This window comes from Candidatus Edwardsbacteria bacterium (genome assembly GCA_018821925.1).
Taxonomy (GTDB): Bacteria; Edwardsbacteria; AC1; order AC1; family EtOH8; genus UBA2226.
This window is the reverse complement of record JAHJLF010000072.1, coordinates 66,608-90,368: the sequence shown is the minus strand read 5'-3', so window position 1 is coordinate 90,368 and position 23,761 is coordinate 66,608. Positions and strand designations below refer to the sequence as shown.

Below are 23,761 nucleotides of genomic sequence, written 5' to 3'. Positions count from 1 at the left end.
AGCTTATCTAGTTGGTCTCGTCGGTTTTAGTGCTGTCAGCTGTCGGTTCCGGTTTTGCCGGGGCCATTTTTTTCAACAACGGTTCGATCTGCACCAGCATCTGGCCCGATTTCTCGGCCCAGGGAGTGCCGGGATAATCTTTGATGACGCCCTGGAAATATATCTGGGCCGGGGAATATTGTTTCATCTTGAAATATATCAAGCCCGACTCGTAATCCTTGCGGGCCAGCTTTTCATTTACCTGAAGAAGTAGCTTTCTGGCATCCTCCTGGCCCTCCGGGTAGCGTTCAAAATACAACTGCAAAGTGCTTTTGGCTTTTTCGGCGGTCTCGGTCTGGTCCAGGGCATAGTTGGGCGACATTTTGTAATAAGCGTAAGCCATGCGATACAGACCCTTTTCAGCCATGGGGCTGGAAGGATAGTCGGAGGTCAGATGCTGGTACTCGTCAACCGCAGTGGCATAATCCTTGGTGTTAAAATAACATTCCCCCAGGTAATATGAAGCTTCGGCGGCCACCCTGGTGCCGGAGTAGTTATAAACGATCTCTTTGAAATCGTCTATGGCATCCACATATTTTTTCTGGTTGAAATATTCCATGCCCCTGGCAAAAGTGTCCTCGGCATCAAGTTTGGCTATTGTCTTTTTCCCGCCGCAGGAGATCATTGACAACATAATCAACAACGCCGCCGTTATGGATAGGATACCTTTTTGCATTTATTGCTCCTTGTATTATGAGATTGAATATTTTCACTGGCCCCATACGTTCCGGTCCAGACTGCGATATTGTATGGCCTCGGCAATCTGGGCCTGGGAGATATTTTCCGACCCGTCCAGATCGGCAATGGTGCGTGACACCTTGAGGATCCTGTCATAGGCCCTGGCCGACAGGCCGAATTTGGTGATGGCATTACGCAGCAGTTCGTCGCTGGATTCATCAATGGTGCAGAATTTACGGATATCTTTTGACTGCATATGGGCATTGCAGAAGATGTTCTTTCGGCCCTGAAACCTTTTCAGCTGTACGTCCCGGGCCTTGTCAACCCTGGTTTGAATGGCCGAGGAGCATTCCCCGGGTTCTTTTTGGGTCAGCTCCTGGTACTTGAGAGCCGGCACCTCTATATGGATGTCTATCCTGTCGAGTAGCGGGCCGGAGACCTTGGACATGTATTTTTGAATGCTCTGGGAACTGCAGTTGCACTCGTGGTTGGGATCGGTGTAATACCCGCAGGGACAGGGGTTCATGGCGGCGGCCAGCATGAACGAGGCCGGAAAGGTCAGGGACATGGCCGCCCGCGATATGGTCACCTTCCCATCCTCCAGCGGCTGGCGCATCACTTCCAAAACATTTTTATTGAATTCCGGCAGTTCGTCTAGAAACAGCACCCCGTGATGAGCCAGGGAGACCTCGCCCGGCCGGGGATGGGCGCCCCCGCCAATCAGTCCGGCGTCGCTGATGGTGTGGTGCGGGGTCCGGAAAGGCCTGGTGGCCACCAGGGCCGAATTGACTGGCAGCAGGCCGGCCACGCTGTGGATCTTGGTGGTGTCCAGGGCTTCGGCCAGGGACATCTTGGGCAGAATGGTGGGCAGTCTCCTGGCCAGCATGGTCTTGCCGGAGCCCGGCGGTCCGATCATCAGAATATTGTGGCCGCCGGCGGCCGCCACCTCCAGGGCCCTCTTGACATGGGCCTGCCCCTTGACATCAGAGAAATCCACCGGGTAAACTGCGCTGTCGCTGAATATCCTGTCCAGGTCGACCCGGTGGGCCTCTATCACGGTCTCCTTATTGAAAAAAGCAACCGCCTGTTTCAGGGTGGTCACCGGATAGATATTTATTCCCTCCACGATGGCTGCCTCCTGGGCATTTGCGGCCGGCAGCATCAGTCCTTTAAATCCGGCATCCCTCATGGCCGCTGCTATCGGCAGACTGCCCCGCACCGGCCGCAAACTACCATCCAGGGAAAGCTCGCCCAGTATGGCGATCTTGTCAAAGTCATCGCACAGCACCTGCTCGTGGGCCGCCAGGATCCCCAGGGCAATGGGAAGATCGAAAGCCGAGCCCTCTTTTTTAATATCGGCCGGCGCCAGGTTGACGGTGATCCTCTTCAGGGGAAAGACAAAGCTGGAGTTTTTTATGGCGCTCTCCACCCGCTCCCGGGATTCCTTCACCGCATTATCCGGCAGGCCCACCATGGCAAATCCGGGAATGTTGGAGCCCAGATCGGTCTCGATCTCCACCGGATAGGCGTCGATGCCCAGTACGGCTGATGAAATCAGTTTTGACAGCATTTGAATAGATCCGATCGGATGATATTCCATTTATTTAGGCGGTACAGCACCGCCGTTTTTAGGCATCCCGCTCCATACATCAGGCTCCGGCGGAAGTTTATCGAGGAGGCCTCCTTGAAATATTTGGTGGGGCAGGTCACCTCGGCCACCCTGAAATCATGGAATAGTATCTGGGACAGCATCTGGTTGTCGAACACAAAGTCGTCGCTGTTATCCTGCCAGCCGATCCTCTGCAGCACCCCCCGGCTGAAGGCCCGGTACCCGGTATGGTATTCCGAAAGCTTCTGTCCCATCAGGATGTTCTGAATCATGGTCAGTATCCGGTTGGCATAGTACTTATAGCGGGGCATGCCGCCTTTGATGGCTTTGCCTCCCAGTATCCGGGAGCCCAGCACCACGTCGTATTCGCCGGATTCTATCAGGTCGATCATGGCCGGTATCAGCTTGGGGGTGTACTGGTAGTCGGGGTGCAGCATGATGATGATGTCGGCCCCCATCTCCAGGGCCTTTAGGTAGCAGGTCTTCTGGTTGCCCCCGTAGCCTTTGTTCCTCTGGTGGAGGTGGGTCTCGATGCCCAGCTTCTGGGCCACCGCCACAGTTTGGTCGTTGCTGGCATCGTCCACCAGGATGACCTTGTCCACCACCGATAACGGGATCTCCCGGTATGTGCCGGCCAAGGTCCTGGAGGCATTATAGGCCGGAAGAACTACAACTACCATCTTTATAAATCACCTCGGGTTGATACGAAAGGCATCTTCAATATGCTCCATTAACTTTTTCCCGCCGGTAAATTTTATGGATACTACGTCGAAACGGCAGTCGGCTTTTCCATAAAGATTTTTCAGGTATAGATACTTCTTGGCCAGGCGGCCGATCTGCCTCTGTTTGCTTATTCCGACAGCCTGGACGGGCTGGCCGTATTTTTCAGAGAACCGGGTCTTGACCTCTATGAATACTATGATCGGCCCGTCCCGGGCGATTATGTCGATCTCTCCGTCCCGTCCGGAATGCCAGTTTCTCTCATCTATAATATAACCTTTTTCCGACAAAAAAGAGACTGCCAGTTCCTCCCCCCATTTACCGGCGGACGGCGTCTCTTTCATTTCAGGCTCCCAGTAAAGATTTGACTGGCTCGAAACTCCTCCGGTGGATGGCACAGGGGCCGTATTTGTTCAGGGCGGCAATGTGCTGCCTGGTGCCATAGCCCTTGTGCTTGTCAAAACCGTAACCGGGGAAATCATTATGATAGCCCCTCATCAGCGAATCACGCAGGCATTTGGCGATTATCGATGCCGAGGCGATGGCCAGGCTAAGGGAATCCCCGGCTACCACCGCCCGGGCCTCTGTGGGGCTAAGGCCCTTGGGCAATCCCCGCGGAATCCTGTTGCCGTCAATCAGGACCAGGTCGGGCCTGAGATTAAGGCAACATAGGGCGTAATTCATGGCCTTAAGCGAGGCCTGCAGGATATTGATCCGGTCGATCTCCTCGGGGGCAACGATCCCTACGCCCACCGCCAGTGAGCTTTCGATCACCAGTTTAAAAGCCCTCTCCCGCTGCTTTTGGGTAAGCTTCTTGGAATCGTCGACGCCCGGCAGTTCGGCCTTTTCTTCCAGGATCACTGCGGCGGCCACTACCGGCCCGGCCAGCGGCCCCCGCCCGGCCTCGTCCACTCCGGCAATCAGCTTATAACCCTGCTGGCGATATGAATTGTCGAACAGGTATAATTTATTGCCTTTAGGCCGGCTGGTCATTTGAAGCTATTTTTACCGCCGGGGCTGCAACTTCCCTCTTTTGGGCCACCTTGGCGGCCTTGCCGGTCAGTTTACGCAGGTAGAACAGCTTGGCCCTTCGGACATCGCCCCTCTTGATCACGTCAACGGCGGCGATATTCGGAGAATGAAGCGGAAAGATCCTCTCCACCCCCACTCCGCCGGAGATCTTCCTGACGGTGAAAGAAGCGCCTATTCCCCGGCCCCGCTTCTGAAGTACCACGCCCTGGAAGGCCTGCAATCTTTCCTTGTCTCCCTCGATGACCCTGACCTGCACCTTTACCGTGTCCCCGGCCCGGAACTCCTGAAGATCGCTCTTGGTCTGCTCGGCCTCTATGCTTTTGATCACAGCTTGCTTGTTCATAATGGTTGATTTAAACCTCCTGATTATTTTTTATTTAGTATTATTATTTATTGTTCGCATTCATTTAAAAAGGCGGCGTCCTGGTCGCTCAGATCGGCCTTATCCAGAAGATCGGGCCGGTGTCTTTGGGTCAATTTCAAAGCCTGCTGCCTGCGCCACTGCTTTATCTGGGCATGGTTTCCGGAACGCAGCACCTCCGGCACCTTCATCCCCCGGTATTCCTCGGGCCTGGTGTAATGGGGATGGTCCAGCAGTCCGGTCTCGAAGGAATCACAGTTGGCCGACTCCGGGTCGGAGATGGCCCCAGGCAGCAGCCTGACTATGGCGTCAATCACCACCAGGGCCGCCGGCTCCCCCCCGGACAGGATATAGTCGCCCAGGGAGATGTCCAGGTCCACCAGGCTCCTGTTCCTTTCGTCAATGTCCTTGTAATGCCCGCAAAGGAATACCAGGTGCTTCTCTCCGGCCAGCCGTCGGGCCGTCTCCTGGTTGAATACCTTTCCCCGGGGAGACAGCAGGACCAGCTTGGCGTCGGGATCGGTTTTTACCTTTTCCACCGCTTCGAATATCGGCTCCGGCTTCATCACCATGCCTGGGCCGCCGCCGTAGGGAACGTCGTCGCAGACCCGGTGCTTGTCGTGGGCGAAATCCCGGATATTGACGATGTTGAAGTTTACGATACCCTTCTTCTGGGCCTGCCCGATGATGCTCTGCCCCAACACCGTAGGGAACATCTCGGGAAACAAGGTCAATACGTCTATCTTCACCTTAGACCTTCCGCATCCCTGATGACCATCACCTTTTTATCCAGGTCTATCTGCTGGATGATGTCGCCCTGAGACGGGATATAGAATTCCCCCTCCGGTCCCTTGACCAGGTAGATGTCACCGGAGGGCATATCCTCGATCTGCGACAGCACCCCCAGTTGCTTGTTGTCCTGGGAGACCACATTAAGCCCCAACAGCTGAAAAGTGTAATATCGTCCCGGCTCCAGCGACTCCAGGCGGGAGTCCGGTATTGCCAGCTCCGCCCCCCGCCAAGGCTCGGTCTGCTCGATGCTGGATATTTCGGCCAGCTTAAGCAGTCCGTACTTGTTCTGGGGCGTAAAACTCTCCACCGTCGCTTCCTGGATCCTGTTTGCCAGAACCAGCAGCAGGGATTCGCCGGGCAGGAACCTTTTGGGATTGTCCGTCTCCACCCTGACCTTGAACATGCCCTTCAGTCCGTGGCTCTTCATCACCGTCGCCACCACTATCAGGTCGTCCTTATTTATGTCCTTGGAGAGCACTTTATCCCGACGCTTTTTTGCAGACGGAGCAGCCCATCCCGGTCACTCGATTATCTCCAGGGAGGTTCGCTTGCCCAGTTTGGTTCCGGCGGCTGCCAGCAGGGTCCTCAGAGACTGGGCGGTCCTGCCCTTCTTGCCGATCACCTTTCCGATATCCTCCTTGGCCACCCTCAGTTCAAACACGGTAACGCTGTTCTTGGTTACTTCGCTGACGCTGACCTTTTCGGGCTGGTCAACCAGGGACTTGGAAAGGAATTCCACTAAATCCTTCAACATAATTCATTAATCCTTTTTCTTTTTGGCAGCCAACCGTTCCTTGTGGGTCTTTTTGGTTTTGGTTGACGAAAAAGTGACCAGAACCTTCTTTAAATCCACTCCGTCATCGGTGGCCTGCTTTTCGGCCAGCTTGATCACCCGCATGGCCGTGCTGGAGACAATGGCGCCTTTCTTGATCCACTCCCGGGCCTTTTCCAGATCAACCCGGGCCTCTATCGGCTTGGCAGCCGGGCGATAGTATCCCAAAGTATCCAACTGGGCCCCGTTGAGCTTGGACCTGGTGGTAGAGACCACGATTCTGTAGGCGGCTAATTTGTTGCTTCCGCCCCTGGCCATTCTGATTGATACCGACATTTGGTTTGACACCTCCCTTGGTTGTAGTGATTGTTGTTTATTTGTTTTCTACTGGTTTACTATTATTTTATCTTTCATAAAGAAAATTGGGAATTTATTCCCTACTGCGGAAAACACTTTGAAAATTAAGTATGCCTTAAAAAATATTTCCAAGTAAGGTAATGTCATAAGAAGAATTGTTAATTTAATCCCATAAGCACAAGCCATTTTATCAAATATGGGCAAAACAAATAATCCTATAATTTTGAACAGCATCAATGGCAAGGAATAATACAATAGGAATAAAATCGATAAAGCCCCGAACAATAAACTATTTTTTGCAACTGCTTTTGTGAATGTTATTTTATACTTCCAGCTTGCCAACACTACTAATCCATAAATGAATATCAGGATGTTCCCCATCCCGTAAAAGGTGATGAAGGTAGTATTGTAAATAAAAGGTACCTTTAGCAATAACCTGGTTAGGTCAATAACCGTATAAACGAGTAATAATAACGAAGAAATTACAATTGGCTTTATTTGGGGTTTAAATAATTGTAACGTCAGGGATTTTAAGAATATTAATAGATAAAGAATAGTTAAAGCAAAGTCAAGCCATGACCGTGGCAAAAAATATTTTTTATATATAACATTGTTAGCGTAAATTTCTCTTTCAACTGTCTCGGCTATTTTAATGTACGCTTTTATTACTCCAATGTTATCATCAAAGTTAAGTTTTTGTATTACATTTTCAAAACTATCGCCATAGTCTTCCACTTTGATATTCTTGGGCAATTGCACTTTAACCAACATCAACACAATCAAGGTTAAAAATAATGCACCAGCCCAGCTTTTCTTGAACTGGATTAGATGGAGATACTTTCTCGTTTTAATAAATTCAGAGAAAATATTCATTTACTACCATCGCTTATATTCTTTATTTACCTAAATTTGCTAAGTGGTTTCGCGTGTTTCGCGGGCAGCTGTCAAAATCCCTTGGGCATCTTGAATCCCCGGCCTTTTGAATTCATCATCTGCTTCATCATCTTCTGACTCATCTCAAACTGGTTCAATAGCCGGTTGACCTCCTGGACGCTGGTCCCGCTGCCCAGGGCGATGCGCTTGCGCCGGCTGCCGTTAATGACCTGGGGACGGCTTTTCTCCTGCGGGGTCATGGAACTGATGATGGCCTCTATCCTGCTTAGGGCCTGGTCGTCTATCTCGGCATTCTGGGGGAGCTTGGCCGCCGCTCCGGGAATCATGGCCATTATCTCCGACATGGAGCCCATCTTCTTGATCTGTTTCATCTGCTGGGAGAAGTCCTCCAGGGTGAAGCTCTGCTTGCGGACCTTCTCCTCCATCTTGGCGGCCTGCTTCTGGTCGAAGACGCTCTGAGCCTTCTCCACCAGGCCCACCACGTCGCCCAGGCCCAGGATCCGCGAGGCCATCCGTTCGGGATGAAAGGCCTCCAGGGCGTTGAGCTTCTCGCCCAGCCCGATGTACTTGATGGGCTTTCCGGTGACGGCTCTCAAAGATAGGGCCGCTCCGCCCCGGGCATCGCCGTCCAGCTTGGTCATTATCACCCCGGAAAGATTTAGCCACTGGCTGAACTCGGTGGCGATGTTGACCGCATCCTGCCCGGTCATTCCGTCCACCACCAAAAGGATTTCGTGGGGCTTGACCGCGGCCTGGACCGCCTTGAGCTCCTCCATCATCGGCTGATTTATGTGCAGGCGCCCGGCGGTGTCCAATATCAGCCAGTCAGCCAGCCGCTTGACGGCCTCGTGATGGGCGGACTTGCAAATGTCCACCACGTCGGTAGTGTCCTTCTTGAAGAAGTCACAGCCCACCTGCTGGGACAGTATCTCCAGCTGTTCAATGGCGGCCGGGCGGTATACATCGGCCGCGGCCAGCATCACCCGGCGGCCGGGCTGCAGCAGGCTCTTGGCCAGCTTGGCGCAGGTGGTGGTCTTGCCGGAGCCCTGCAGGCCGCAGACCATGACCACCGTGGGCGGCTGGGAGGCCATCCGCAACGGCTCGTTTTTGGTGCCCAAAGTAGTGGAAAGCTGTTCGTGGACTATTTTAATGAACTGCTGGCCGGGGGTTATGCTGTTAAGCACCTCGGCCCCCAGGGCCTTTTCTTCTATCGCCGCGACGAAATCCTTGACCACCTTATAATTGACATCGGCCTCTAAAAGCGCCCGTTTGACCTTCTGCGAGGCTTCCTTTATATTATCCTCGGAAAGTTTGCCCTTTCCGGTGAGATCTTTGAACAGACCTGTGAGTTTTTCTGATAATGAGTCGAACATTGTTGACTAAATGTTTTCTATTTTGTCATACTGTTTTTTGAACCACTCTGCAGCGTCTAAATATTGCTCTGTTTTATCGTACTTATTAAATATTTCTACTGGCATTGCATGCTGTGCATAAGGATTATGGAATATCTCACATATATATTCCTTTACACCGCCAAAACAATAAGCAAAATCAATTACACCAACAGCTGATAAGTTTACAATATCTTTTTGGAAAAACCCATTGGGTTTAAATACATCATACGCCTTTTCCTCGTCCAGTTCTTGACCTACTATTTTCCAAGGGATTTGTTTTTTAACTTCTCCGTATAATGCTTTAACCATTGTATCTTTGTAAGGACGTGAGTCCCCTAATCCATGTCCAAAAATTATTAATGTTATTCTCTCGTCATTTGGAAGAGTTGGATATTTTTTTATCATTGATTGTTTTATAGTCCCCGAATAATCACCTACCATATAATTACTTGGCGGGAATCGTCTATATGGTGACGTTATTTCGATAAAAATCTTTTTTCCATTTCCAATGGTTATTTCTAGATCACCTTTCCCATTCCCCAAATAACTCCGCGGATCAAATGTTATATTTTCGTAGCCAAGATACTCGTGAATAAAATATGCAACTAATAATTCATTTTTTGTTTGAACAAAATGTGCCCAATCAAAAGCCTTTAAGTCACCGATTCTTTTCTTTGTTAAAGCGCTTTGTTCTTTTGCAAATATTAGATACTCTTTAAATTCATTTAAATATGGATTGTCTTCTCTATGAAACCCAATCAAACTCTCCGATTCTTGATTAGCTATTGTCTTTAATTTGTCAAAATACTTGTTAGAAAATATTTTGCTGTAGACATCCATATTTGCGATCATTTATAAATACAAAACGCCGTCAGTTGTACTGCAATAATTCCTCAGGTTCCGCCAGGAATTTGGCGTTGCACGGCTTTCATGTTCCCTTTTTACCACAGAGGCACAGAGTTTTTCTCTGGGTCTCCTTGTCTCAGTAGCAGTCAACCACTTATAACAGACCTAAAGATTTATGCTTTTCGAAGACAGCTTCCGCCAGCTTGTCCAAAGCCTCAAAGTCCTCTTTTTTCGGCGCGCCCTTGATGTAGACCGGCTCCAGCACCTCGGCCTTCAGGTTGGTCAGCAGCGACTTGATGGTCTCCACTGCCTTGCTGCCCCAGCCGTAGGACCCGATGATGCCCAGAAACTTGGTCTTGGGCCTTAAGGCCCCCACCAGCGCCGCGGCATACAAACCCTGCGGGTGCGGCCCCACCAGTGCGGTGGAGGTTGCCAAAATGACCGTGGCGGCATCCACCAGAGAGGTTGCCAGTTCGCCGATATCGGTCTTGTTCAGATTGAACGGCTTGACGGCGATGCCTTTTTTGACCAGGGCCTCGGTAAGATGCTTGACCATGGCCTCGGTGCTGCCGTGCATGGAGACCCAGGGGATCACCACCTCGTTCTTGGCGTTCTCCGAGCTCCAGTCCTTGTAGGCATCCACGATGTAGAACGGCTTTTTATATACCGGACCGTGGGTGGGGGCGATAAGTTCGATGTCCATGGTATCCAGCTTCTGCAGGTGCTTGACGATGGAGGGGCGGAAGGGCATCATGATCTCGGCAAAATATCGCTTGGCGCCCTCCAGCACCATGTCGTCGCAGGCGAAGATGTCGGTGGTGGCCAGATGCGAGCCCAAAAAGTCACCGGAGATGAGGACCTTGTCCTCTCGCAGATAGCTGAACATGGTCTCCGGCCAGTGCACCCAGGGAGCCAGTATGAATTCAACGGTCTTGTCGCCCAGCGAAAGCGTCTCGCCGTCCTTGACCACCTGGAAACGTCCCTCCTGGATGTGCAGCAGGTCCATTAAAAACCCTTTGCACTTTTCGTTGGTCACCACCACCGCCTTAGGGAATTTCTCCGTTAGAAATCCGATGGAGCCGGAGTGATCCTGCTCGGCGTGGTTGCAGACTATGTAATCGAGGTTCTTGACCCCATGCTCGGCCAGGTTGGCCAGCAATTCATCGTACTTGGCCGGATCCACCGAATCCACCAGCGCGGTCTTATCACTGCCTTTTATCAGGTAGGAATTATAGCTGGTGCCGTGGGGCAGGGGGATCAGCTCATCGAAAAGCCTGCGGTCCCAATCCTGCACTCCGACAGCATAAATGTTCTTCTTTAACTCTCTTATCATCTTAATTTAAATTCTAAACGCTAAACAAAACCCAATGTCAAATCACCGATATGTTGCCAAGGTTGATTTTGTTCTCTTTGTGCCTTGGTGTCTTGGTGGTAAAAATCCCCGATTTAATCTTCGGGCTCAAAGGCATCCTTGGCGGCGCCACAGACCGGGCAGACCCAATCGTCGGGCAGGGATTCAAAGCTGGTGCCGGGCTGTATCCCGTTATCGGGATCGCCGATAGCCGGATCGTAGGTGTATCCGCAGACAGTGCAGGTGTACTTCTTCATCTTGGTTCTCCTCTCTGTTGGGGCAATTCATGAATTGCCCTTACTTTGCGATATACGACGGGGCGTTCTTCTGGGTCTTTCCGCCTTTTATCCGATGATAGTAATCGTAGGTCATGGGCTGGCCCTCGGCCAGGATCTCCGATTCCACCACCTTTCCGATGAACAGGGTGTGGCTACCCAATTCTATCGATTGAACAACCTCCAGGTCGAAATGGGCCAGGCTGTAATCCAGTATCTTGGGGTTGCCGCTGGAGCAGAGCTGGTAGTTGACCCCGCTGAACTTGTCCACCTGGCGTCCGCACTTGAAGCCGAAGGTGCCGATGGTGGTGAGCGGCGTCTCCTGGGAGAGCACCGCGATCGAGAATTTTTTCGAACTCTTGATAAACTCGTTGGTCAGGTTCTGGCAGTTGAGGCTGACCGCCATCAGCGGAGGCTCGGCCGTCACCTGAAAGACGGTGTTGGCTATCTGGCCGTTCAGCTTTCCCTCCCTGAAACTGGAGACCACGTACATCCCGTAGCTGATCAGCCGGAAAGCTTTCGGATCCATTATATCCCCCTGATGGCTTTAATCTGCGACGCCCGGTCCTGGTGCTTAAAAATGGCCGCTCCGGCCACTAAGACTTCGGCTCCGGCCTCCCTGGCCTGATGCGAGGTCTCGGGATTGATCCCGCCGTCGATGGATATTATTGCTTTGGTCTTTCCCTGCTTTTTTAGGACCGACAACTGCCGAACCTTGTCCAGCACCTCCGGCATAAAGGACTGCCCGCCGAATCCCGGATTCACACTCATTACTAATATCAGATCCACTTCCGGGATAACTGATGATATCTGCGCCAAAGGCGTATCGGGATTTAAAGAAACCCCTGCCTTGGCCCCCAGTTTTCTTATCTGCTCCAGGGCCGGTTTAAGATCGGGCATGGTCTCCGAATGAATGGTCAGCCAGTCGGCTCCGGCCTTGGCAAACGCCGGGGCATATTTCATTGGGTCGGAGATCATCAGGTGGACATCCAGCGGCAGTTTGGATATCCGCTTGACCGCCTCCACCAGCAGCGGCCCGAAAGTGATATTGGGCACGAAGTGCCCATCCATCACATCCAGGTGCAGCCAGTCGGCCCCGCCTTGTTCTATTGATCTGATCTCGCTTTTCAGATCCGCGAAGTCCGCCGACAACAGTGACGCTGCGATCTTAATCATATCTGTCATTCCCTACTGTGTGCTGACCGCAATATTGATGGTGTCGCCCTGCTTGATCACGAACCCGGGCTGGGGAGCCTGCAACATGATGGTCCCCGGCTCCAAAGCCTGGCCGGAGATGTATTTGATCTGGCCTATCACCAGGCCCTGTCCCACCAGCTGGCCCTGCACCTCGGCCAGCTTGCGGCCCACCAGATCGGGCATCAGCATCTTGCCGGTAGAGCCCTTGCTTAAGGTGAGCTTGATGGCGCTCCTCTTGGCCAGCAGGGTCCCGGCCGCCGGGGTGGAGGACACCACGCAATCCATGGCAATGGAATCGCTGGAGATGCTGTCCACCTCGGTCACCGACAGCCCCAGCCGGTCGATCAGGTTGATGGCCCGCACAGAGGAGAGTCCGGCCAGATAAGGCACCGAGACCTTCTCCTCCCCCCGGTTGATGATCACCCGCACCTTGCGCCTTTTCTTGACCATCATCCTGGGCTCGGGATCCTGGGAGATGATGGAACTGTCGGGCAGACCGGCATCATAGCGCCAGCCGGCATTCACTAATTCCAGCTCCCGGGCCTGTAATGTCTCCTGAGCTTGTTTAATATTCATACCGCGGATATCGGGCACCTCGACCACCGAACCCTGGCGGACGATCAGCGGCATCAGCACGAAGTTAGCCAGCAGAAATCCAGCCAGAAAGACCAGCAGCACCCAGATAACATTGCGCCACAGCCGGGGAAGTTTTTTAAAATAATTGGCCATTTATTAGTCCGGTTCGACGTCGGTGCTTATCCAGAGGTTGACATTGGATCCCTTGGCAACCTTGGATCCCGGCGAAGGATCCTGCCTTATCACCAGGCCCGGATCCTGTTCTTCGTCATAGACATACCGGACGCCGCCCACGTTCAGCCCGGCCTGCTTGACCATTGCCTGGGCCCTGGACCGGCCCCAGCCGCGCACCGAAGGCACCGCCACCTCTCCGGCCCCGGCGCTGACCACCAGGTCCACCGCGCTGTCCTTGGATACCTTCAGGCCGAACACCGGATTGCTGGATATCACCCCGTCCTTCTCCACCGAGTCGGAGGGCTGCATCATCACCTGTCCCAGCTTAAGCCCGGCCTGCTGCAGCACCACCGTGGCCTGGGCCATCGGAAGGCCCTTCATATTGGGCACCTCGGCTCCGGCGCTGTTGGGCCACACCTTGACTGTCCACCCTTTTCGGACCTTGCTGCCCGGCGGCGGATCCTGCTTGCTGACCGTCCCGTCCGGCACGGAGGGATCGCTGATGGTCGTCTCCTCGTACACCCGGAACCCACGGCCCTCCAACAGCGATTTGGCGATCTCGACCTTCTTGCCGGTGACGTCCGGCACTTCGGACATCTCCAGTATCGGCTGGATAAAGGCCCAGAATAAAATGGTGGTGATCAGGCCGGATAGGGCCCCTGATAGGATCGCTACCCATACGTTCTTCTTGTTGCTGGTCTGCTCATATATCGGCATAACTTTCTCCTGGATTGATTTTATATATTTTTATTTTTTATTAAGCGAACGGCAAAAGCCCCGTCCATTTGATGGATCTGCGGCCAGGTGGCCATAAATTTATTTTGGACCAGCATTGCCGGAAGATATTTTTCGGCCGGGTCCAGGAAAAACTCAGGATGACGGTTTAAAAATCCCATTATCTGATCCTGGTTCTCCTCCGGGGTCAGGGTGCAGGTGCTGTATACCAGCGCTCCGCCAGGCTTGACCAGCCCCGCGGCATTTTCCAGGATCCGGCTCTGCAGCCCGGCCATCCGCTGGATATCGGCCTCCCTGATCCGCCAGCGCAGGTCCAACCGCCGCCGGATGACGCCCAGCCCGGTGCAGGGCACATCGGCCAGGACCAGATCGAAAGGGGTTTTGAATTTTATATCAACGGCATCGCCGTTGATCAAATACCATGAATCCAAGCCCAGACGAATAAAATTTTCTCTGACCCTGGGCAACTTCCGGAGGCTCCGGTCAAGGGCGAACATATCCGCCCGGCCGCCGGCCTGCTCTATAGCCAGTCCGGCCTTGCCCCCCGGAGCGGCGCAGAGATCTAAAATACTGTCGCCGGCTTTGGCCCCAAAAAGCATTCCCGCCGCCTGGGCGCTGGAATCCTGAAAATAGAAATGCCCCCGGACAAACAACTCATTATCAACCAGTCCGGAAGGGTTATTTATCTCTATGGCCTGGGGAAGAATTTCTGAGAACTTCGGTTCAAACCCGCCGGCCTCAAGTTGTTCAAATAAAATTTCGGCCGAGGGCTTCAGCCGGTTGGCCCTTATGATCACCGGGGCCGGAGAATTGTTGAATTCCAATATTTTTAAAGTATCATCCCAGCCCAATTGTTTGGCCCATCTTTCGATCAGCCATTCCGGATGGGAATACTCAATGCCGGCATCTTTAACTTTATCCCCGGTATCGGGTTTTTTTAGATACTTTTTGTTCCTAATTATATCCCGCAGGACGGCGTTTGTCAAGCCAATTATCTCTTTCCGGCCAAAGCGTTTAACCAGTTCAACGCTTTCATTTACCGCTGCAAACGCCGGGATTTTATCCAAAAATGCAACCTGATACAGCCCCAACCGTAATATATTGGCTTCCAATGTATTCAGTGATTTAAGGCCCCTTTTAAGGGACCCATCCAGCAGCCAGTCCAGTTTGGCCCTTTGCCTAAGCACCCCGGAGACCAATTCCCGGGCCAGGTTTTGGTCGACCCGGGAAAGCTCTGCCTGGTTGAAATATCTTCTTAATACGCTGTCGCTGAATTCGGTGTTCTTTTCTACATCCGACAGGATTTTAAGCGCTGTCTCCCTGGCCGTCACTTAAATTTCCTTTCCCAGCAGGGAAACAAAGCCAGCCCTAACCTTCTCCAGATCCACCGTGGTGTTGTTGCAGGGGCCGTGGGGACGTTGGTTCAAAATGCCATAAACGGGGATGGGGTAGGCATCCAGAATTCCCGAGACCAGGTCCCGCTCGCAGGCCACCGCCAGGATCAGGGTAGGCTTGATCTCCACAATCAGCCGCCGGGCCAGGGTCCCTCCGGTGGCCACTGCGATCCTGGCCTTTATTTTTTCGGAAAACCCGGCCAGTTCGGAGATGGCGCATTTTCCGCATCTTTGGCAGTTCCCGACATCCGATGTCACCCTATATTGACAGTCGCTCAGCTGCAGGCAGTGCGGCAGCAATATCATTATCCGGGTGGAATCGATCCGCTTTCTGGTGGCCCGGACCAGGGCATTGTTGAATTCCACGAAAGATTCTCCCACCCTCTCCCGGCCGATGCCCAGCAGAAACCCCAGGAAAAGGTTTATGGGGTAGAGGATCTTTACCGTCACCTGTTTTTTGCCATGGGGGAACAGAAAATCCTTTTCGGTTATGGCCGACAGGAAAAGAAGCAATAGTCCGCCGCTTACCACCAGCAGGAATAATGATACTGCGGCCCCGGCCGCATAGAACAGCCATTCCGCCAGCATCTGTAGGCGCGGCATCACTAGCCAGAAAAGCAGTATCACTCCAGTGCCCAGGATGGCTAGACTGACGAAGGACAGGGCCAAAAACAATCTCTTGCCGCCATTCATAATAACTTGTCCCCCACTGCCGGCTTATAGCCTCGCAGGAATTCGTCGCCGCCCATTGCCTTTTTCCCCTGCGGTTTTACTTCTGTCAAGATGACCACCCCGTCCAGGGTTTTGATCACCGGTCCTTTATCTTTATCCACCGCTACCACCTGTCCCGGCAAATATTCATGATTTTTAATTTGTAATTCGTAATTCATCAGTATATTCAGGATCTCCAGCCTTTTCCCTTTGAACATGGCAAAAGCCCCAGGCTTGGGGGTCAGCCCCCGGATCTGGTTTTGGACTTCGTCGGTCGACCTGCTCCAGGTGATATGTCCGTCTTGAGAAGAAAGTTTCGATGCCAAAGTAACCATGGACTCATCCTGCTTCTTGAATTCAGAATCTCCCGCCTTCAAAACATCTAAACTTCGGATAATAAGATCGGCCCCCAGCTTTGCCAACCGCCCTTCCAGTTCCCCGGCGTTTTCTTCGTCAGTGATCGGCACTTCCTCCTGCAGGATGATGTCCCCGGCATCCATTCTGCTGTTCATCAAAACACTGGTGATCCCGGTCGTCTTCTCTCCGTTGAGCAAGGCATGATTGATGGGTGCCGCTCCGCGGTATTTGGGAAGCAGCGAAGGGTGCAGGTTAACCGCGCCGTATTTCGGGATGTCCAGGATATCGTTGGGGAGTTTGAGTCCATAAGCCACTACCACTACTATTTCAGGTTCAAGGTTTGAAACAGCTTGAATTGTTTGATTCTGTTTCAGAGTATCTGGCTGTTGAATCGATATGCCAAGCTCCATGGCCTTCTGCTTGACCGGGGAAAAGGCAATGCTGCGGCCCCGGCCCGACGGCCGGTCCGGCTGGGTAAAGACCGCCAGGATATCGTGTCCTTTTTGATTAATGGCCTCCAGGGTCGGCACGGCAAATCCCGGAGTACCCATGAATACTATCCGCACTTTGAACTGTCTTTATTGTTATTGGCCGGTTTACGCCCCCCGAACATCAGCCACAGCAGGCCGCCCAGCAGGGAGATGCCGACGGCCACCAAGTGATATAAAAATCCCAGCGACAGGGCCAGGGGTTGGGCTATTCCCGCCCGGCCGAAGAACACAATGAAAGCCCCTTCCTGGAGCCCCCAGCCGTTGATGGACAGGGGGATCATGCTGACCGCGGCGATCACCGGCATATACAGAAAGAAAGGTATTACGGATATCCCTATTCCCAGCGACAGGGCTATCAGGTAGGCGGTTATCACCACAAAGACCTGAACCATCAGGGACAGAAAGAGGGCCAGAAACACCTCCCGCTTATGGGTGCGGTAGGCATAGATGGCATGATAAAAATCTATCAGTTGGTGCTCTACTTTTTCCATCAGGGGAAGTTTGAAAAGCCAGCGGAATTTTTTCACCAATGATTTGTTCAAAAATAAAACCACGAATAACAGCGCCGCCGCGATGCCGATCAACATGCCATTGAGCAGGCTGATTTCCTGTCCCCCCTTGGCCACCAGGATCAGCCCCACGATGCCGGTGATGATCACCCCAAAAAGACCGATGAAACGGTCCACCAGCACCGAGGCTAACGCCTCGGACTTGCTCTTGCAGTCGTCGGCCACCAGGTAGGCCCGGGCCAGGTCGCCCCCCACAGTGGTGGGCAGAAAGTTGCCGAAGAACAGGCCGTTCAAAAAGTATCGCAGAAGTTTCCAGTATCCGCTTTTTATCCCCCGGGCCGCCAGCAAAAACTGCCAACGCCAGGCGCAGATGGCATTGACCACGAAATAGGCGGCCAGCGATGACAGCAACAGCCAGATGTTCAGGGACCGGAATGATTCCAGCAATTGTTGCTTATCAACTTTCAGCATGATCCAACTGATCAAGCCCAGGCTGACCAATATCCTCAGAATCAGCAGTGAGGTCTTCTTTATCTTTTCTCTCATTTCTTATTATAACTCGTTGGCAGTGCGTTTACCCTGAAGAAAATACTTGACAGCGATGCTGCCCTGGTACATTTTAGCCCTGATCATGCTGTCGCTGGCGGCTCTTAGCTTCTGGGTCTCCCGGTGTTTTTTCCAGACCAGCCGGGGGTTTTCCGCCATCCATAAACCCGCCTGAACAATGGCCCGGACCCACTCCAGATTCCCGGAGAAGAGAGCCTTCATAAAAGCCGTCATCTCCAGGGAAAGCCGCAGGGGCCAGATCCACATCAGGCTGACCGGCGAATAATTCTTCCACAGCATCAGCAGGCTGTTGCGGTGATTAAGGTACATCTTGCGGAAATTGCCGGCAGGCAGGGATCCGCCGGATAAGTGATAGATCACCGATTCGGGGACGGCTATCACCCGATGCCCGGCCAGGTGCATCCGCCAAGCCAGGTCTATCTCCTCCATATGCATGAAAAAATCCTGGTCCAGCAGGCCGACCTTATCCAACACGCTCCGGCGGTATATCGAGGCCGAGCCCGAGGCCCAGAAGATATCCTTTACCCCGCCATCGTATTGTCCCAGGTCCTTTTCCTTGGCATCGAACAGACGGCCCAGGCAGTAGGGAAAGCCGAAGATATCCATCATGCCTCCGGCCCCGCCGGAATAATCGAACAGGCTACGATCCTTAAGCCATAGTATCTTGGGCTGGGCCGCAGCCACCGTATCGTCCCTATCCAGTTCGGAGGCCAGCTTGCTCAGCCAGTCCGGTTTGACCTCGGTATCGTTGTTTAACAGAACGACATATTCCTCGGTCGTGGAACGAATGCCCAGGTTACAGCCTCCGGCATATCCCAGGTTCTGTTGGGAGGAAATCAATTCTATCTGTGGATAGTTCTGCTTGGCCCATTGGGGGCTTCCGTCCGACGAAGCGTTGTCCACCAGGTAGATCCGAAAATTATCATACTCGGTCTTGACCAGGGACCACAGGCAGTCGGCCAGCATCTGTTGGCCGTTGTGGTGCGGTATGATTATGGCTATTGCGGTTGGCATGGCTGTGATATCCCCCGTTAGATCCCGGTTGACAGGCGTTCGGCCAGGCGGACCGGCAGGCCGGCCCGGATTATCTTTTCCTGGGCGGATTTGATATCATACTCCACCCGCCGTATCGCCACTTCCATTCTTTCCCCGTCGTAGATGGCATAGGTGGCCCTGGGGTCGCCGTCCCTGGGCTGTCCCACGCTGCCCGTGTTGATTATGTATCTCCTATCTTTTTCCAGATGAACGTACTCCTTACCGGCGATGCTGCACTTGCCATGGGCATCGCATTCCCAGAATATGGGCTGGTGGGAATGGCCGACAAAACAAAGTCTTTCGGTAAATTTTTCGAACTGATACTCGGCCTCATCCAGCGACAGGATATAATGCCAGTCATCCGGCTTATTGGGAGTGGAATGAACTATCAATATTTCGTTTTCATGGATGCTACCCTTTAGGTGCAGGGGAAGCTTTTTGAGGAGGTCTCTTTCCCCTGCCGTTAGTTTTTTCCCCGTCCATTCCGCCGCTTTGCGGGCATTAAAATTGAAGCTGGAAAGATCCAGCAGTCCCACCGCCCCATGATCGTGATTGCCGGCAATGATCTGGTCGGTAAGTCCGCCTATCTCCGCCAGGCATCTGGCCGGATCGGCTCCATAACCTACGGTGTCGCCCAGACAAAAAAGGTCCTTGATGCCTTTTTGTTTAATATCGGCCAGTACCGCGGTCAGGGCTTCATGATTGCCATGTATATCGGATATTAAGGCGCATCGCATCTTACTTTTCCTTTTTTTTCATATCCTTGAAAATCTTATCCAGCACCCCGTTGATGAAGCGACCGGATTCCTCGTCCCCGAATTTTTTGGCCAGCTCGATGGATTCGTCGATGGCCACCTTGGGAGGCACCTGCTCATCGAGATACTGCAGCTGGGCCACCCCCAAGCGGATGATGTTCCGGTCTATCAGGGCCATCCGGTTTATGGTCCAGTTCTGGGCGGCCTTCATGATGGCCTGGTCGATGCTATCCAGATTGGTGACCACGGCATTGACCAGAACCCCTGAAAACTCGACCATTTCAGGGTCATCTGGGTTCCGGTGCTTAAGGTCATACAGCGCCTTTTCCGGCTGATCCCCGGCCAGGTCTATCTGGTACAGGGCCTGCAGCGCCAGCTCTCTTGATTTTCTTCGGGAGCCCATCGGTTCCTTATATCTTCCGGTAGAGGTCGGTCAGCTCGATGGCCGACAGGGCCGCCTGCCATCCCTTGTTGCCGGCCTTGCTGCCAGCCCGGTCCAGGGCCTGGTCAAGGTTGTCGGTGGTGATCACTCCGAATATCGTAGGCACCCCCGAATTCATGGAAACCTGGGCCACCCCCTTGGCCACCTCGGCCGCTATGTAGTCGAAATGCGGGGTATCGCCGCGGATGACGGCACCCAGGCAGATTACCGCCTGGTATTTTTTTGAAGCGGCCACCCTGGCGGCCACGCCGGGGATCTCAAAGGAGCCCGGCACCCAGACCAGCTCCACGTTGGCATCGCTCCCGCCGTGTCTGATTATGCAGTCCAGGGCCCCGTCCACCAGACGCTGGCTCACCAGGTCGTTGAACCGTGACACCACCAGGCAGAATTTTTTGTCGGCCGCGCTTAAATGGCCCTCGATTATCTTTGGCATTTTATCCCTCCTTAAAAATGAATGTTCCGTTAAAGGATCAATTGAGACAGAAATCCTTGTCCAGCAGATGCCCCATCTTGTCGCGCTTGGTTTTCATATACCGGGCGTTGGCCGGGGTGCAGGGCACCTGGATGGCGATCCGCTTTACTATCTTCAAGCCGTAGCCCTCCAGCCCGGCTATCTTGTCGGGATTGTTGGTTATCAGCCTGATGCTGGACAGGCCCAGGTCGGCCAGGATCTGGGCCCCGATGCCGTAGTCCCTTTCGTCGGCGGCAAAGCCCAGGGCCAGGTTGGCCTCGATGGTGTCCATCCCCTGATCCTGCAGTTTATAGGCCTTCAGCTTGTTGAACAGCCCGATGCCCCGCCCCTCCTGCCTCATGTATAAAAAGACCCCCTGTCCCTCCTGGTCGATCATTTTCATAGCCGCCGCCAGCTGGTCGCCGCAGTCGCAGCGGCTGGAGCCCAAAATATCCCCGGTCAGGCACTGGGAATGCACCCGCACCAGGATATTTTTCCGGTTCTTGACCGCTCCCTTGATCAGGGCCAGATGATGGTAATTCTCTATCAGATCCTCGTAGACCACCAGCCGGAACTGGCCGTATTTGGTGGGCAGCTTGGTCTCCAGCACCGGCATCACTAACTTTTCCTTCTTCCGGCGGTATTCTATCAGGTCTTTGATGGTGATGATCTTAAGTTTATGCTTGGAGGCGAAGGCAAACAGTTTTGCGCCCCGGGCCATGGTGCCGTCGTCGGAGATGATCTCGCAGATCACCCCGGCCGGATACAGTCCGGCCAGCCGGGCCAGGTCCAGGGCCGCTTCGGTATGTCCGGTCCGGCGCAGCACCCCGCCCTCGGCCGACATCAGGGGAAACACATGGCCGGGCCGGGCCAGGTCGGACGGTTTGGTCTTGGGGTGGATCAGGGTTTTGATGGTGGCCGCCCGGTCATGGGCAGAGATGCCGGTGGTGGTGCCCTTTACGGCATCCACCGAAATGGCAAAGTTGGTGCCCAGCTTGGCGGTGTTGCGCTCCACCATCGGCCCCAGGTCCAGCGTCTCCAGCCTCTGCTGGGAGAGCGAGGCGCAGACCAGGCCCCGCCCCTCCTTGGCCATGAAATTTACCGCTGCCGGGGTCACCCTGGCCGCGGCCATCACCAGGTCGCCTTCGTTCTCGCGGTTCTCATCATCCACCACAATGATCATTTTGCCGGCCCGAATGTCGCGGATAGCCTCGGGAATTGAGTTGAATTTAAAGCCCTGCTTCATCGTCGGTCCTTGCCTAAAAGTGATTCGGTATATTTGACCATCATATCGAACTCCAGGTTTACTCTGTCCCCGGTTTTTCGGAATTTCAGATTGGTTTGTTCCATGGTATGGGGGATGACGGCTATCCAGAATCCATCATGCTCTTTTCGCGATACGGTCAGGCTGATGCCGTCCACCGCCACCGATCCCCGGTCTATGATATATTTGAAATATTCCGGCTCCAGCAGTATTTTAACTTCAGTGCCGCCGGGCCGTTTGATCATCTTCAATATCTTTGATACGCAGTCGATATGGCCGGACACAAAATGGCCGCCCAGTCTGTCACCAACTTTCAAAGCCCTTTCCAGGTTGACCCGGCTACCGGTTTTACTGTGGCCAAAAGTGGTCCGGGCCATGGTCTCCCGGCTGAGGTCGGCTGAAAAGCCCCCGGCGATCATCCTGGCTGCGGTCAGGCAGGCCCCGTTGACGGCAATGCTTTCGCCCAAAACCAGGTCGGACCACTCGGCCGCAATATCGATCTGGGCCGAATGCCCAGCATTTTTAAGGGCCTTGATGGTGCCTATCTGCTCTATCAGTCCGGTGAACATATCAATCCTTCGCCGGATAGGCTTCGATTAAAATATCATCGCCTACCGGCCGGGCCTTCAGATCGCAAAGCTTAAAGGCCTCAGTGATGTTTTTAAAATCCATCTGCCCGCAGGCCGGCACCCCCTCCGCTCCAATGATTCTCGGCGTATAAAAGAAGCTCAGCTTGTCAACCAATCCTGCTTTTAAAAATGATGTCGCCAGGCCGCTGCCGCCCTCGACCAGGAGGTTGCAGTATTCATGAAGTCCCATCTGGCGCAATAATTCTTTTATGTCCACCATCCCATCCGGCAGGGCCCGGATGGTCCAGATCTCTATTTCTTTCTTTTCCAGTTCGGATCTTTTGGCCTGATCGGCCTTGTCGGTGGTGATCAGCACCGTTTTAGCCACGGTCTGATCGAAAACCTTGGAATGAAACGGGCTTTTAAGGGTGCTGTCAATTATGAATCGGGTGGGCTGTTTTTTGTCTGGGTTATCGATCAAGCGGACGGTCAGCTGGGGGTCGTCCTTGATCACCGTGCCGCTGCCCACCATGATAGCCTCCGATTCCAGCCTCATCTTATGCACTAATTTGAGTGATTCCTCCGACGACAGCCCCCGCGATTCCCCGTTTGGGGCGGCGATCCTGCCGTCTAAGCTTAACGCTAGTTTCAGAACGGTAAAGGGATATCCGGTGGTCATGTATTTCCGGTAAACTTCGTTTAATCCTTGGGCTTCTTTTTCCATCACTTTTCCTATCACTTCTATTCCGGCTTTTATGAGTTCTTCTGCCCCCTTTCCCTTGACATTGGGGTTGGGATCATCCATTCCGTACACTACTGTTTTGATTCCGGCCCCAATGATGGCCTGGGTGCAGGGAGGGGTTCTTTTCCCGCTATGGCAGCAGGGCTCCAGGTTGACATACAGGGTGGCCCCCCCGGCCTGTGGCCCGGCCTGAGCCAGGGCCTCAATCTCTGCATGCATCAGTCCGGCTTTTTTATGATAACCCTGCCCCACGATCCGGCCATCCTTCAATACCACCGCACCCACCATAGGGTTGGGCCAGGTGCGGCCTTTGGCTTTGCCGGCCAGCTCCAGGGCTAGACCTATATATCTTTTATGTTCTTCTATGTTACTCATTGGAATGATAAATAAAAACCCCGAATAAGCCTAAAAGACTCCTTCGGGGAAATCAAAACAGACAGCCCTTACGCAAGAACAGCACTTGCATCCAGGCCCTGTTAACCTTCTTTCATCCGGACTTTCCCCCTCCGCTCAACCATTGAAAGAGCAGTTAATTATGGGTATTGTGGAGGGACCGTCGGCCCCGGTATTTCACCGGGTCAATCCATGATGGATTTGCGGGCTTTGTCCGCCAGGCTTATTTTGCGGACCTACCGCCGATCGGGGAATCTCACCCCGCCCCGAAGGTATAGT

30 protein-coding genes and 1 riboswitch are annotated in these 23,761 nt (G+C 53.4%); all 30 genes read right to left on the bottom strand.

The window, feature by feature from the left end; all coding sequences use genetic code 11:
• Positions 1-7: 7 nt before the first annotated feature.
• Positions 8-715 (bottom strand): outer membrane protein assembly factor BamD, encoded by a 708-nt coding sequence (gene bamD / locus KJ869_09005; protein ID MBU1577330.1) that lies wholly within the window; start codon positions 713-715, stop codon positions 8-10.
• Positions 716-748: 33 nt separating this feature from the next.
• Complete coding sequence (locus KJ869_09000) at positions 749-2,287, bottom strand: YifB family Mg chelatase-like AAA ATPase (protein ID MBU1577329.1); 1,539 nt, start codon at positions 2,285-2,287, stop codon at positions 749-751.
• Complete coding sequence (locus KJ869_08995; protein ID MBU1577328.1) at positions 2,272-3,006, bottom strand: glycosyltransferase family 2 protein; 735 nt, start codon at positions 3,004-3,006, stop codon at positions 2,272-2,274. The genes KJ869_09000 and KJ869_08995 overlap by 16 nt, the downstream gene beginning before the upstream one ends.
• A gap of 9 nt (positions 3,007-3,015) precedes the next feature.
• A complete protein-coding gene (locus KJ869_08990; protein ID MBU1577327.1) occupies positions 3,016-3,390 on the bottom strand; it encodes a YraN family protein in 375 nt (124 codons plus the stop codon).
• Position 3,391: 1 nt separating this feature from the next.
• Entirely contained in the window at positions 3,392-4,039 is a 648-nt protein-coding gene (locus KJ869_08985) for a ribonuclease HII (GenBank protein MBU1577326.1), read from the bottom strand.
• A complete protein-coding gene (gene rplS / locus KJ869_08980; protein MBU1577325.1) occupies positions 4,023-4,421 on the bottom strand; it encodes a 50S ribosomal protein L19 in 399 nt (132 codons plus the stop codon). The genes KJ869_08985 and rplS overlap by 17 nt, the downstream gene beginning before the upstream one ends.
• 47 nt (positions 4,422-4,468) lie before the next feature.
• Positions 4,469-5,188, bottom strand: a complete 720-nt coding sequence (gene trmD / locus KJ869_08975) for a tRNA (guanosine(37)-N1)-methyltransferase TrmD (protein MBU1577324.1) — start codon at positions 5,186-5,188, stop codon at positions 4,469-4,471.
• A complete protein-coding gene (gene rimM, locus KJ869_08970) occupies positions 5,185-5,709 on the bottom strand; it encodes a ribosome maturation factor RimM (GenBank protein ID MBU1577323.1) in 525 nt (174 codons plus the stop codon). Before rimM ends, trmD begins: the two co-directional genes overlap by 4 nt.
• 42 nt (positions 5,710-5,751) lie before the next feature.
• Positions 5,752-5,985, bottom strand: a complete 234-nt coding sequence (locus tag KJ869_08965) for a KH domain-containing protein (protein ID MBU1577322.1) — start codon at positions 5,983-5,985, stop codon at positions 5,752-5,754.
• A gap of 6 nt (positions 5,986-5,991) precedes the next feature.
• Complete coding sequence (gene rpsP, locus KJ869_08960; GenBank protein MBU1577321.1) at positions 5,992-6,339, bottom strand: 30S ribosomal protein S16; 348 nt, start codon at positions 6,337-6,339, stop codon at positions 5,992-5,994.
• A 48-nt stretch (positions 6,340-6,387) separates the two neighbouring features.
• Positions 6,388-7,113: a hypothetical protein gene (locus tag KJ869_08955; GenBank protein MBU1577320.1), complete on the bottom strand. Its 726-nt coding sequence runs from the start codon at positions 7,111-7,113 to the stop codon at positions 6,388-6,390.
• Between the two features lie 191 nt (positions 7,114-7,304).
• Positions 7,305-8,627, bottom strand: coding sequence for a signal recognition particle protein (gene ffh, locus KJ869_08950; GenBank protein MBU1577319.1), 1,323 nt, complete (start codon positions 8,625-8,627; stop codon positions 7,305-7,307).
• A 6-nt stretch (positions 8,628-8,633) separates the two neighbouring features.
• The gene (locus tag KJ869_08945; GenBank protein ID MBU1577318.1) at positions 8,634-9,488 is read right to left on the bottom strand and encodes a hypothetical protein; all 855 of its coding nucleotides are present in this window, start codon (positions 9,486-9,488) and stop codon (positions 8,634-8,636) included.
• 160 nt (positions 9,489-9,648) lie between these two features.
• A complete protein-coding gene (locus KJ869_08940; protein MBU1577317.1) occupies positions 9,649-10,827 on the bottom strand; it encodes an FprA family A-type flavoprotein in 1,179 nt (392 codons plus the stop codon).
• A 113-nt stretch (positions 10,828-10,940) separates the two neighbouring features.
• Positions 10,941-11,102 (bottom strand): rubredoxin, encoded by a 162-nt coding sequence (locus tag KJ869_08935; GenBank protein ID MBU1577316.1) that lies wholly within the window; start codon positions 11,100-11,102, stop codon positions 10,941-10,943.
• 40 nt (positions 11,103-11,142) lie between these two features.
• Entirely contained in the window at positions 11,143-11,649 is a 507-nt protein-coding gene (locus KJ869_08930) for a flavin reductase family protein (GenBank protein ID MBU1577315.1), read from the bottom strand.
• Entirely contained in the window at positions 11,649-12,296 is a 648-nt protein-coding gene (locus KJ869_08925; GenBank protein ID MBU1577314.1) for a ribulose-phosphate 3-epimerase, read from the bottom strand. Before KJ869_08925 ends, KJ869_08930 begins: the two co-directional genes overlap by 1 nt.
• Positions 12,297-12,308: 12 nt before the next feature.
• On the bottom strand, positions 12,309-13,046 hold the full coding sequence (locus KJ869_08920) for a PASTA domain-containing protein (protein ID MBU1577313.1): 738 nt from the start codon (positions 13,044-13,046) through the stop codon (positions 12,309-12,311).
• A 3-nt stretch (positions 13,047-13,049) separates the two neighbouring features.
• Positions 13,050-13,784 (bottom strand): PASTA domain-containing protein, encoded by a 735-nt coding sequence (locus KJ869_08915; GenBank protein ID MBU1577312.1) that lies wholly within the window; start codon positions 13,782-13,784, stop codon positions 13,050-13,052.
• Positions 13,785-13,804: 20 nt separating this feature from the next.
• On the bottom strand, positions 13,805-15,133 hold the full coding sequence (gene rsmB / locus KJ869_08910; GenBank protein MBU1577311.1) for a 16S rRNA (cytosine(967)-C(5))-methyltransferase RsmB: 1,329 nt from the start codon (positions 15,131-15,133) through the stop codon (positions 13,805-13,807).
• Positions 15,134-15,889, bottom strand: coding sequence for a DUF116 domain-containing protein (locus tag KJ869_08905; protein MBU1577310.1), 756 nt, complete (start codon positions 15,887-15,889; stop codon positions 15,134-15,136).
• Positions 15,886-16,830: a methionyl-tRNA formyltransferase gene (gene fmt / locus KJ869_08900; GenBank protein MBU1577309.1), complete on the bottom strand. Its 945-nt coding sequence runs from the start codon at positions 16,828-16,830 to the stop codon at positions 15,886-15,888. The genes KJ869_08905 and fmt overlap by 4 nt, the downstream gene beginning before the upstream one ends.
• Complete coding sequence (locus KJ869_08895) at positions 16,821-17,810, bottom strand: flippase-like domain-containing protein (GenBank protein MBU1577308.1); 990 nt, start codon at positions 17,808-17,810, stop codon at positions 16,821-16,823. Before KJ869_08895 ends, fmt begins: the two co-directional genes overlap by 10 nt.
• A gap of 6 nt (positions 17,811-17,816) precedes the next feature.
• Positions 17,817-18,845, bottom strand: a complete 1,029-nt coding sequence (locus KJ869_08890) for a glycosyltransferase family 2 protein (protein MBU1577307.1) — start codon at positions 18,843-18,845, stop codon at positions 17,817-17,819.
• Positions 18,846-18,862: 17 nt separating this feature from the next.
• Positions 18,863-19,603: a metallophosphatase family protein gene (locus KJ869_08885; protein MBU1577306.1), complete on the bottom strand. Its 741-nt coding sequence runs from the start codon at positions 19,601-19,603 to the stop codon at positions 18,863-18,865.
• A 1-nt stretch (position 19,604) separates the two neighbouring features.
• Entirely contained in the window at positions 19,605-20,024 is a 420-nt protein-coding gene (gene nusB, locus KJ869_08880) for a transcription antitermination factor NusB (GenBank protein MBU1577305.1), read from the bottom strand.
• 7 nt (positions 20,025-20,031) lie between these two features.
• Positions 20,032-20,496, bottom strand: a complete 465-nt coding sequence (ribH, locus tag KJ869_08875; GenBank protein MBU1577304.1) for a 6,7-dimethyl-8-ribityllumazine synthase — start codon at positions 20,494-20,496, stop codon at positions 20,032-20,034.
• A 37-nt stretch (positions 20,497-20,533) separates the two neighbouring features.
• The gene (locus tag KJ869_08870) at positions 20,534-21,760 is read right to left on the bottom strand and encodes a bifunctional 3,4-dihydroxy-2-butanone-4-phosphate synthase/GTP cyclohydrolase II (GenBank protein MBU1577303.1); all 1,227 of its coding nucleotides are present in this window, start codon (positions 21,758-21,760) and stop codon (positions 20,534-20,536) included.
• Positions 21,757-22,347: a riboflavin synthase gene (locus KJ869_08865; GenBank protein MBU1577302.1), complete on the bottom strand. Its 591-nt coding sequence runs from the start codon at positions 22,345-22,347 to the stop codon at positions 21,757-21,759. Before KJ869_08865 ends, KJ869_08870 begins: the two co-directional genes overlap by 4 nt.
• A 1-nt stretch (position 22,348) precedes the next feature.
• Complete coding sequence (gene ribD / locus KJ869_08860) at positions 22,349-23,464, bottom strand: bifunctional diaminohydroxyphosphoribosylaminopyrimidine deaminase/5-amino-6-(5-phosphoribosylamino)uracil reductase RibD (GenBank protein ID MBU1577301.1); 1,116 nt, start codon at positions 23,462-23,464, stop codon at positions 22,349-22,351.
• Positions 23,465-23,564: 100 nt separating this feature from the next.
• A riboswitch (FMN riboswitch) is annotated at positions 23,565-23,760 on the bottom strand.
• Position 23,761 lies beyond the last annotated feature (1 nt).

What these genes read in the sequence shown, in the direction of transcription:
- bamD (MBU1577330.1), bottom strand. Translation starts at nt 715, where the DNA reads ATGCAAAAAGGTATCCTATCCATAACGGCGGCGTTGTTGATTATGTTG.
- KJ869_09000 (MBU1577329.1), bottom strand. Translation starts at nt 2,287, where the DNA reads ATGCTGTCAAAACTGATTTCATCAGCCGTACTGGGCATCGACGCCTAT.
- KJ869_08995 (MBU1577328.1), bottom strand. Translation starts at nt 3,006, where the DNA reads ATGGTAGTTGTAGTTCTTCCGGCCTATAATGCCTCCAGGACCTTGGCC.
- KJ869_08990 (MBU1577327.1), bottom strand. Translation starts at nt 3,390, where the DNA reads ATGAAAGAGACGCCGTCCGCCGGTAAATGGGGGGAGGAACTGGCAGTC.
- KJ869_08985 (MBU1577326.1), bottom strand. Translation starts at nt 4,039, where the DNA reads ATGACCAGCCGGCCTAAAGGCAATAAATTATACCTGTTCGACAATTCA.
- rplS (MBU1577325.1), bottom strand. Translation starts at nt 4,421, where the DNA reads ATGAACAAGCAAGCTGTGATCAAAAGCATAGAGGCCGAGCAGACCAAG.
- KJ869_08965 (MBU1577322.1), bottom strand. Translation starts at nt 5,985, where the DNA reads ATGTTGAAGGATTTAGTGGAATTCCTTTCCAAGTCCCTGGTTGACCAG.
- rpsP (MBU1577321.1), bottom strand. Translation starts at nt 6,339, where the DNA reads ATGTCGGTATCAATCAGAATGGCCAGGGGCGGAAGCAACAAATTAGCC.
- ffh (MBU1577319.1), bottom strand. Translation starts at nt 8,627, where the DNA reads ATGTTCGACTCATTATCAGAAAAACTCACAGGTCTGTTCAAAGATCTC.
- KJ869_08945 (MBU1577318.1), bottom strand. Translation starts at nt 9,488, where the DNA reads ATGGATGTCTACAGCAAAATATTTTCTAACAAGTATTTTGACAAATTA.
- KJ869_08940 (MBU1577317.1), bottom strand. Translation starts at nt 10,827, where the DNA reads ATGATAAGAGAGTTAAAGAAGAACATTTATGCTGTCGGAGTGCAGGAT.
- KJ869_08935 (MBU1577316.1), bottom strand. Translation starts at nt 11,102, where the DNA reads ATGAAGAAGTACACCTGCACTGTCTGCGGATACACCTACGATCCGGCT.
- KJ869_08930 (MBU1577315.1), bottom strand. Translation starts at nt 11,649, where the DNA reads ATGGATCCGAAAGCTTTCCGGCTGATCAGCTACGGGATGTACGTGGTC.
- KJ869_08925 (MBU1577314.1), bottom strand. Translation starts at nt 12,296, where the DNA reads ATGATTAAGATCGCAGCGTCACTGTTGTCGGCGGACTTCGCGGATCTG.
- KJ869_08920 (MBU1577313.1), bottom strand. Translation starts at nt 13,046, where the DNA reads ATGGCCAATTATTTTAAAAAACTTCCCCGGCTGTGGCGCAATGTTATC.
- KJ869_08915 (MBU1577312.1), bottom strand. Translation starts at nt 13,784, where the DNA reads ATGCCGATATATGAGCAGACCAGCAACAAGAAGAACGTATGGGTAGCG.
- KJ869_08905 (MBU1577310.1), bottom strand. Translation starts at nt 15,889, where the DNA reads ATGAATGGCGGCAAGAGATTGTTTTTGGCCCTGTCCTTCGTCAGTCTA.
- KJ869_08895 (MBU1577308.1), bottom strand. Translation starts at nt 17,810, where the DNA reads ATGAGAGAAAAGATAAAGAAGACCTCACTGCTGATTCTGAGGATATTG.
- KJ869_08890 (MBU1577307.1), bottom strand. Translation starts at nt 18,845, where the DNA reads ATGCCAACCGCAATAGCCATAATCATACCGCACCACAACGGCCAACAG.
- KJ869_08885 (MBU1577306.1), bottom strand. Translation starts at nt 19,603, where the DNA reads ATGCGATGCGCCTTAATATCCGATATACATGGCAATCATGAAGCCCTG.
- nusB (MBU1577305.1), bottom strand. Translation starts at nt 20,024, where the DNA reads ATGGGCTCCCGAAGAAAATCAAGAGAGCTGGCGCTGCAGGCCCTGTAC.
- ribH (MBU1577304.1), bottom strand. Translation starts at nt 20,496, where the DNA reads ATGCCAAAGATAATCGAGGGCCATTTAAGCGCGGCCGACAAAAAATTC.
- KJ869_08870 (MBU1577303.1), bottom strand. Translation starts at nt 21,760, where the DNA reads ATGAAGCAGGGCTTTAAATTCAACTCAATTCCCGAGGCTATCCGCGAC.
- KJ869_08865 (MBU1577302.1), bottom strand. Translation starts at nt 22,347, where the DNA reads ATGTTCACCGGACTGATAGAGCAGATAGGCACCATCAAGGCCCTTAAA.
- ribD (MBU1577301.1), bottom strand. Translation starts at nt 23,464, where the DNA reads ATGAGTAACATAGAAGAACATAAAAGATATATAGGTCTAGCCCTGGAG.